Origin of the sequence: Apilactobacillus kunkeei, from assembly GCF_001308195.1 — a bacterium.
GTDB lineage: Bacteria > Bacillota > Bacilli > Lactobacillales > Lactobacillaceae > Apilactobacillus > Apilactobacillus kunkeei_C.
Genome location: NZ_JXDF01000002.1, coordinates 1 through 8,025, shown reverse-complemented (window position 1 = coordinate 8,025; position 8,025 = coordinate 1). Strand labels below are relative to the sequence as shown.

Genomic DNA, 8,025 nt, shown 5'->3' with positions numbered 1-8,025 from the left:
AACTAATACGGCGCGGGTCCATCCCAAAGTGATAGCAGAGCCATCTTTCAAGTTGGAACCATGCGGTTCCAACTAATTATGCGGTATTAGCATTTGTTTCCAAATGTTATCCCCCGCTTCGGGGCAGGTTACCCACGTGTTACTCACCAGTTCGCCACTCGCTCCGAATCTAAAAATCATTTATGCAAGCATAAAATCAATTTAGGAGAGCTCGTTCGACTTGCATGTATTAGGCACGCCGCCAGCGTTCGTCCTGAGCCAGGATCAAACTCTCATCTTAAGATGAAAAGCTTAACTTAGCTCTTCTGAATAAATTGTTATTTTATAAGCGAATTGACTTCGCAATGTTTAATTCTTACAACCAAGTTGTAAGTTCCTTACACATCATCGATTATCAATCTTGTTCAGTTTTCAAAGATCTACCAATTTGTTGATTGCTGATTAAATTAATCGGCTCTTTAATTATATCAGATTGTTAACTCAATGTCAACAACTTTTTATAATTAATTTTTATCAACCTTGCTATCAAAAGTCGCTCAATCGCGATGACAACAATAACTATTATGCCATCTTAGCAAGTAAAAGTCAATAACTTTTTTTGCTTATTTTCAATCGAAATTAACGATCAACTTTTTTCAACAGCAGAAACAATAATACCAAATTCAAACCGTCAGGTCAACAACTTTTTATTATTTGTTTCGATTAAATTTTATTGTTATCTCAAAAATGACAACGGATATAATAATACCAACTATAAACACTGTGGTCAACAACTTTTTCAAACTTTATTAAACTTTTTAGTTTTATTCTTTATAATAGAATTAAATAGAATAATCGTTATACTATTTCTTATAGATACTATTAAAGGAGTTTTACTATTATATGGAAAAAGTCGTGATTGCTGCAGCCAAGAGAACACCGATTGGTAAGATAAACGGTGCCCTAAAGAACTTCACTTCTGTGGATCTGGGAACCATCGTTACCAAGGCTGTTATAGAACAAGCAAACATTAAACCTTCTGATGTAGATCAAGTCGTGTTTGGAAATGTAATTCAAGCAGGTGCTGGTCAAAACATCTCAAGACAAATCGAAATCAATTCAAACATCCCCTACTGTAGTACTGCCAATACAGTTAACCAAGTATGCGGTTCAGGACTAAAGGCTGTCCGCAATGCCCAAGCTGCCATTGTGATGGGTGACGCCGATGTCGTTATCGCTGGTGGAGTGGAAAGTATGTCCAATGCACCATTTTTAAACATGGACGTTAGATCCGGCCATAAGTTTGGTAACGTTACTTTAGTTGATTCATTAAACAATGATGCTTTAATGGATGCTTTTAACAAACAACCAATGGGAGTTACCGCAGAAAACGTTGCTGAAAAGTTCAACGTTTCAAGAGAAGAACAAGACGAATTTGCCTACCAATCTCATATGAAGGCTGCCAAAGCATTTGATAATGGATACTTTGACAAAGAGCTAGTCCCAATTGAAATTAAAAACAGAAAATCTTCTTATATTATGAAGGAAGATGAAAACATTCGTCGTGATACTTCTATTGAAGTCCTTAACAAACTACGTCCTGCCTTTAAGGAAGACGGAACGGTTACTGCCGGAAACGCTGCAAGTCTAAACGACGGTGCATCTGCTTTGGTACTAATGAGTGAATCAGCCGCTAAGCGTTTGAATGTTAAACCACTAGCGGTCATCGATGGCTATGCCGAAGCTGGATGTGATCCTGACTACATGGGATACGCTCCTTACGACGCTACTAAGTCATTGTTTGATAAACTAGATATCACTATGGATGATATCGACCTAGTCGAACTAAATGAAGCATTCGCTGCTCAAGTCCTAGCGGTTGCTCATGACTACCATATCGATATGGACAAACTAAACATCTCCGGTGGTGCCATCTCCATGGGACACCCCCTAGGTGATTCCGGTGCTCGTATTGTCGGTTCATTAATCTACAACCTACAACGCACCAACCAAAAAAGCGGTCTAGCTACCATCTGTATCGGTGGTGGTATGGGAATGGCCATGAAAATCACACTATTATAGATAATTCTAATTAGTTTACTAAAAGTGTCATTGTAGTATGCTATGAATAGGCTTAATTTACAAACGTTGCAAAATGCAACGTTTTTCTATATACTTTTTACTTATAATTTTCATAAAGGAAGTGTAAAAATGCCCGCAACATACTTAAAGAAATCAACTGAAGAAGATTTACCAGCAATCCTGGACATCATTCACTCAGCAATCAAGTACCTACACGAACAAGGAATTGACCAATGGCAACATGGTTATCCAGCTGACGAAGATTTAGTTAAAGACGTTAAAGATGGAATCAACTACGTGTTAATCACTGACGGCCAAGTCGCCGGAACTGCAACAATTCATCAAGGAATTGATCCAAACTACCTAAACATTGAAGAAGGTGATTGGGTTAACGGTTCTGAAGCTCACTACGCAGCGATTCACAGAGTTGCCATCTCAAATGAGTTCCGTGGACAACATCTATCTGAAAAACTGGTTAGTAGCTTAATCACCGTTTCACGTGTATTAGGTTACAAGGATATCAGAATCGACACTCATCCTGAAAACAAAGGTATGCAACACGTTATCACTTCTAACGGTTTTGAAAAACGCGGAATCATCCATATGCGCGAAAATGGTCATCCATGGACTGCTAGATTTGCATACCAACTATTAACTAAATAATAGAAGGTGCTCACATGCTAGCAGACGACCTATCAGTTCAAATCAAACTGATCATTATGTATGCGATTGGTGTCTTAGCCCTATTGACTTTGCTATTTTTCTTATACCGCAAGCACCAATCATTCAAAAATAAATATGTAGCAACCATCCTAGGAATTACCATCGTCATGGTATTAATCCTAATCGATGTCAGCACATTGCATTAACAAAAAGACGTTCATTATGAACGTCTTTTTGTTTGTTTTAATTAGTGAATAACAACCTTAGTGCCAGTTGGTACTGAGCTGTTAATCCATTTAGCATCTGGGATTGATAAACGAACGCAACCATGTGAGTTGGCAACCTTACCTAATTCATGGGCATCCTTCATTAGGTACTTACCATCCTTATTTACGGGAACGGAATGGAATAGGTAGATTCCGTGATCCTTGAATGAAGTCCAGTAGTTGGCACCTTCCTTTGATGAAGCGTTGTAGAAGTGACTTCCACGTTCTTTTTGAATGTGGAATGTACCACGTGGGGTACCGTCGTCATTTCCAGTTGAGCATAGCATGGTATATAAGACCTTGCCCGCCTTGTTTTTAACGTAGACACGTTGTTTCTTAATTGAAACATCTAGCCAGTTCTTATTTGATAGTTTCATATTTGGGTAAGCCTTCTTTTCAGATGAGTGCTTCCAAGCATTCTTTGAAGGTCTTACTGAAGCTTGTGCCGATACATTGGTAGTAGTGTTCTTCTTCGCAGTCGATTTTGAGGTAGATTGGCCGCAAGCTGTTAATCCTAATGCCACAATGACGGCAGTAATAATCATTGCAAATGCACGTTTAAATTTAGTCATTAAATATCTCCCCTTGTCTTTGACTTAATTAAAACACAAAGTGAAAATCAATTCCATTATTAAAAACATTTGGTATAGTTATATTTATAAAAAGATTCGTACAAACTAAGGAGATATCGTTATGCGAAAACTAAAAGCATTTTCACTACTATTAATCGTTCTGACTGTCATGTTGTTTGCCGGAAGCATCAGTGAAACCCACCTCACCGCTAATGCCCAAACTACCAAGCAAACTCATCACAAGAAAAAGCCTGCCAAAAAAGCGAAAAAGGCCAAGAAAACTTCTAAGGCTAAACACAAAAAGACCACTAAGAAGAAAAAGGCCGTAAAGAAACACGCCAAGAAGACTACCAAAGCCAAGAAGAAGCAACCAAAGAAGAGCAAAAAGGCTACCAAAGTTAGAAAAAAGGTAGATTCTAAGAAGAAAGTCATGCCAAAGGCGCCTAAAAAGGTAGTCAAGAAAGACACCGCAGCCAAAAAGGTGATTGTTAGCACCACTGCACCAATCGCTACCGACACCAATAAAACTACTGATTCAAATTACTATCAATCAGTAGATGGTTTTAACTATCCTTCAGATGATCATGCCACTCCTAATGCATCAGACACACTAAACATCCCTGCCGGATACCTATTTAGTTTCGATACTAACACCAAGAAGATGGTCCAAGGCACAGCTTCAGATGGCTCAATTGAGCAAAGTCGTCAAATTAACACATTCCACCCAAGCACCGAAGACATTAACACCACGGTCAACATCAATAACATTAGTACTGACCAACAACGTCAACTATCACAATACGCTGCTAACCTTGTTAATGATTTAAGACACAAGCTATCTAACAACTACCCATACACCCAAGACCTAACAGTTACCGACCGTGCATTAAAGGCATCTACCGATGTTACCATCGGCTACAACAACGATAACTGGGACTTCACTAAAAAGGGTGGTCACGATGTTTCAGTCCTAAACGACGTCTTCGCCGCTAACAACTTCACTGCCTACGGTGAAAACATTGCCGGTTCCCTACTAACTAGCTCATACATCAACGGACCCGTTACTATGGCTAACGTTAAGGAAAGCATCTACGGTGCCATCTGCGCCATGATGTTCGATGATGCATCTTCTGATTGGGGCCACGCTGCCAACTTCCTAGGAATTGGTTTCGATAGTTCTGCTAAACAAGAATTCGGAGTCTCAATCGACAAGATGGGCCAAATTCACTTCGAAATTTACCAATAAAAAAATAAAAAGGCGCTATGACGGCGTCTTTTTTGTTTGGCAAAATTATCATGTTTACAAATAGTTCAAAACAGATATACTTATACATGAATTAAATATAAAAATGCTGTCCACTGGGGTGCCGTTTTTCGGCTGAGATTACACCCATTGAACCTGATCTAGTTAACACTAGCGAAGGAAGTCAGGCGCACTCCAAGTAAAGAATTAAACTTAGTCTATCCAAGTGTACCCTTCCACCTTCGTGTGGGAGGGTATTTTTTATTTACGGCAGCAAACTGGAGGTATTGTTTCATGTTTTCACATCAACTAGTCAAGGAAGCTAACCCGATTTTGGAAGCAATCTTTGACCACCCGTTTGTTAAAGGTATCGGTGACGGTCACGTCGACGATGCAGCACTAAAATTTTATGTTCAACAAGATTTTCAATACTTATCTGAGTTCATCAAAATTTACGCTAGTATCATCCCCATCCTAAAGGACAGAGAGGACATGCGATTCTTCGCTGAAAATATCGATTTTATTCTAAACAGTGAAATCCACCCTCACCACGTCTTTTGCGATATTGCTAACGTTACATACGAAAGTTTGCAACACGCTACCCCAAGCCCTAAGGCTTACCTATACCAATCACATATGTATCGTGCCGTTAGAACTGGTAGTCTAGCCAACATCATCTGCGCCTTACTACCATGTCCATGGACATACAATGAAATTGCCAAGCAGCTAACTGCCACGGGTAAAAACACCGCTGACAATCCATTCAAGAGTTGGATTGATTTCTACCTAACCGACGATGAATACGCAGACGGTGGATTAACTCAAAAACTCTTCAAGATGCTAAACGAACTATCAAAGGACATGTCTCAAGAAGAAATCAACGAGGCCAAGGGATTCTTCCTAAAGAGTACCGAATTAGAATGGGAATTCTGGGAACAAGCCTTCTATCAACAAGACTGGCGCTTTGCCGACATTATTCATGGAGGTAGTCATCATGAATAGTAAAAAAGTCCCTGAAACATTAACGATTGCCGGTTCAGATTCCGGTGGTGGTGCCGGTATGCAAGCCGACATCAAGACGATGCAAGAACACCACGTCTTTGCTACCAACGTTGTGGTTGGTTTGACCGCCCAAAACACATTGGGTGTGCAGTCCGTCCTACCTACACCAGTGGAAATGATCAACGCCCAGTTTGATTCACTATACGATGATTTCGACATCAAGGCTGCCAAAACCGGTGCTTTGTTTGACCAAGAACGCGTCGAAGCAGTCGTCGCAAACATCAAAAAACACAATATTCACCCCATTGTCGTCGACCCAGTCATGGTTGCCAAGGGTGGTGCTAGGTTACTGGATGATTCCGGTATCGAAGCCATCATCAACAAACTAATGCCAATCGCCGACATCGTGACCCCCAACCTACCAGAAGCTGAAGTCATCTACGGTAAGAAGATTGAAAAAAACGACGATGTAATTGCAGCAGCTACTTATATCCAACAATTAGGAGCCAAAAATATCATTATCAAAGGTGGCCACCAAGAAGGCGATACGTTATCCGATTACGTCCTATTGGAAAACGGCGTCAGTTTTACCATTGAAAGCCCTAAATATGACACTGTTAGAAAACACGGCACTGGTGATACGTTATCATCCGCAATTGTCGCTAACCTAGCTAAGGGCGCATCCATCAAGGAAGCCATCATTGAAGGAAAACATTACATTGATACCATCCTACAATCAGAAATCATTGTCGGACATGGTCATGGACCACTAAATCACTGGGGGGCTGAAGATGAAATTCGCTAAAGAACAACTAGCCGTCTACTTCATTGCGGGTAGTCAAAACGTTGGCGGCGACGTCGATAAACTAATCCAAATCGTAGAGGATGCATGTAAGAACGGCATCACTATGTTTCAATACCGTGAAAAGGACCGTTCTATCCTAACCGATGCGGAAAAACTACAGGTGGCGATTCAACTAAAGGAAATCACCGCCAAGTACAACGTGCCTTACATCATCGACGACGATATCGATTTAATGAAGGAAATTAATGCCGATGGAATCCACGTCGGCCAAGACGACACCAAGATTGAACGCGTGATTGCGGAATGTCCCAACAAAATTATCGGACTATCTACCCACACCTTAGATGAGGTTAGAACTGCCAACAATGTGGATTCACTGGACTACATTGGAATTGGTCCTATCTTCGCAACCCAATCCAAGCTAAAGGTCAAACCAGCGATCGGTATTGATGAGCTAAACCGTTTATACCGAGAATCAACTCATCCAGCCGTTGCCATCGGTGGTATCAAGGAAGATAACGCCAAGGCAGTGCTAACTACCAACGTCGACGGTGTATCGGTCATCTCAGACATCATCGATAGTTCTGATATCAAACAAACCATCAACCGTCTAAAGGGGAATGCATAGTGACTACTATTAAACAAATCAGAGAAAACTCACCAATCATTTTAAATATCTCAAACATGGTAACACCACAACACGTGGCCGACGCCATCAACTTCATCGGAGCATCACCAATCATGTTCGATGACATTAAGGAAGCAAGTGATCTAGTCAACATCTCAAACGGCCTAGTCATCAACATGGGTTCATCAAACGATGCCGACGTTGAAAAATCAATTGCGGCCGGAAAATTTGCCAACCAAAAAGGCATCCCTGTCGTCATTGATCCCGTGGCAATTGGTGCATCCAAGTTACGTCAAGACAACTTCGCTAAAGTAGCTCAGGAAGTTAAATTCGACGGTGTTCGTGGTAACGCTGGTGAATTAGCATTCCTAGCTGACATCGAATGGAATGCTCAAGGAATCGACGCCGGAAACGGTGACGGTGACCTACATGAAATCGCAGAAACTGTCGCTAAAAAGTTTGACTGTATCGTTTTACTATCAGGTGTCACTGACGTCATCTCAGATGGTAGTAAGACCGTCGAAGTCAAAAACGGTCATCACTACTTTGCCGTTAACGTCGGTTGTGGCGATATGTTAGACGGTATCCTAGGTGCCTGTTTAGCTGTCGATAACAGTTTGGATTCAGCTGTGCTTGCTTCTAGCATTTTAAGCATTGCCGGAGAAATCGCCGGTGGAATTACCGACAACCTACCATATTCATTCCTATCAACAGTATTTAATACCTTGTACCAACTAACCGACGAAGAAATCACTGAATTTCAAAAACTAGGATAATAAAAAAAG

At 40.8% G+C, this 8,025-nt stretch carries 9 protein-coding genes, 1 rRNA gene and 1 riboswitch; of the genes, 8 read left to right on the top strand and 2 right to left on the bottom strand.

From position 1 onward, the window contains the following. Positions 1–280, bottom strand: a 16S ribosomal RNA gene (locus RZ78_RS00390); the annotation flags it as partial. 602 nt (positions 281–882) lie between these two features. On the opposite strand from RZ78_RS00390, the gene RZ78_RS00385 reads away from it, so the two are divergent. The 3 genes from RZ78_RS00385 to RZ78_RS00375 all read left to right on the top strand — a co-directional run bounded on the left by RZ78_RS00385 (position 883) and on the right by RZ78_RS00375 (position 2,930). Continuing rightward, positions 883–2,061 (top strand): acetyl-CoA C-acetyltransferase, encoded by a 1,179-nt coding sequence (locus RZ78_RS00385; RefSeq protein WP_054607740.1) that lies wholly within the window; start codon positions 883–885, stop codon positions 2,059–2,061. Positions 2,062–2,190: 129 nt separating this feature from the next. After that, complete coding sequence (locus tag RZ78_RS00380) at positions 2,191–2,724, top strand: GNAT family N-acetyltransferase (protein ID WP_054607739.1); 534 nt, start codon at positions 2,191–2,193, stop codon at positions 2,722–2,724. A gap of 14 nt (positions 2,725–2,738) precedes the next feature. Then, the gene (locus RZ78_RS00375; RefSeq protein ID WP_053791295.1) at positions 2,739–2,930 is read left to right on the top strand and encodes a hypothetical protein; all 192 of its coding nucleotides are present in this window, start codon (positions 2,739–2,741) and stop codon (positions 2,928–2,930) included. A 41-nt stretch (positions 2,931–2,971) separates the two neighbouring features. On the opposite strand, the gene RZ78_RS00370 is transcribed toward RZ78_RS00375, so the two are convergent. Further along, complete coding sequence (locus RZ78_RS00370) at positions 2,972–3,562, bottom strand: L,D-transpeptidase (protein ID WP_054607738.1); 591 nt, start codon at positions 3,560–3,562, stop codon at positions 2,972–2,974. 121 nt (positions 3,563–3,683) lie between these two features. On the opposite strand from RZ78_RS00370, the gene RZ78_RS00365 reads away from it, so the two are divergent. From RZ78_RS00365 to thiM, 5 genes are all read left to right on the top strand, one after another. Next, positions 3,684–4,808 (top strand): SEC10/PgrA surface exclusion domain-containing protein, encoded by a 1,125-nt coding sequence (locus tag RZ78_RS00365; RefSeq protein ID WP_054607737.1) that lies wholly within the window; start codon positions 3,684–3,686, stop codon positions 4,806–4,808. 104 nt (positions 4,809–4,912) lie between these two features. Then, positions 4,913–5,005, top strand: a riboswitch (TPP riboswitch). Between the two features lie 94 nt (positions 5,006–5,099). Beyond that, complete coding sequence (tenA, locus tag RZ78_RS00360; protein ID WP_054607736.1) at positions 5,100–5,807, top strand: thiaminase II; 708 nt, start codon at positions 5,100–5,102, stop codon at positions 5,805–5,807. After that, positions 5,800–6,612, top strand: coding sequence for a bifunctional hydroxymethylpyrimidine kinase/phosphomethylpyrimidine kinase (gene thiD / locus RZ78_RS00355; protein WP_054607735.1), 813 nt, complete (start codon positions 5,800–5,802; stop codon positions 6,610–6,612). The genes tenA and thiD overlap by 8 nt, the downstream gene beginning before the upstream one ends. Continuing rightward, a complete protein-coding gene (gene thiE / locus RZ78_RS00350) occupies positions 6,599–7,240 on the top strand; it encodes a thiamine phosphate synthase (protein ID WP_054607734.1) in 642 nt (213 codons plus the stop codon). The genes thiD and thiE overlap by 14 nt, the downstream gene beginning before the upstream one ends. Further along, positions 7,240–8,016 (top strand): hydroxyethylthiazole kinase, encoded by a 777-nt coding sequence (thiM, locus tag RZ78_RS00345; protein ID WP_054607733.1) that lies wholly within the window; start codon positions 7,240–7,242, stop codon positions 8,014–8,016. Before thiE ends, thiM begins: the two co-directional genes overlap by 1 nt. Positions 8,017–8,025: the final 9 nt, after the last annotated feature.

Coding starts and splice junctions, on each gene's coding strand:
- RZ78_RS00385 (WP_054607740.1), top strand. CDS start 883: ATGGAAAAAGTCGTGATTGCTGCAGCCAAGAGAACACCGATTGGTAAG.
- RZ78_RS00380 (WP_054607739.1), top strand. CDS start 2,191: ATGCCCGCAACATACTTAAAGAAATCAACTGAAGAAGATTTACCAGCA.
- RZ78_RS00375 (WP_053791295.1), top strand. CDS start 2,739: ATGCTAGCAGACGACCTATCAGTTCAAATCAAACTGATCATTATGTAT.
- RZ78_RS00370 (WP_054607738.1), bottom strand. CDS start 3,562: ATGACTAAATTTAAACGTGCATTTGCAATGATTATTACTGCCGTCATT.
- RZ78_RS00365 (WP_054607737.1), top strand. CDS start 3,684: ATGCGAAAACTAAAAGCATTTTCACTACTATTAATCGTTCTGACTGTC.
- tenA (WP_054607736.1), top strand. CDS start 5,100: ATGTTTTCACATCAACTAGTCAAGGAAGCTAACCCGATTTTGGAAGCA.
- thiD (WP_054607735.1), top strand. CDS start 5,800: ATGAATAGTAAAAAAGTCCCTGAAACATTAACGATTGCCGGTTCAGAT.
- thiE (WP_054607734.1), top strand. CDS start 6,599: ATGAAATTCGCTAAAGAACAACTAGCCGTCTACTTCATTGCGGGTAGT.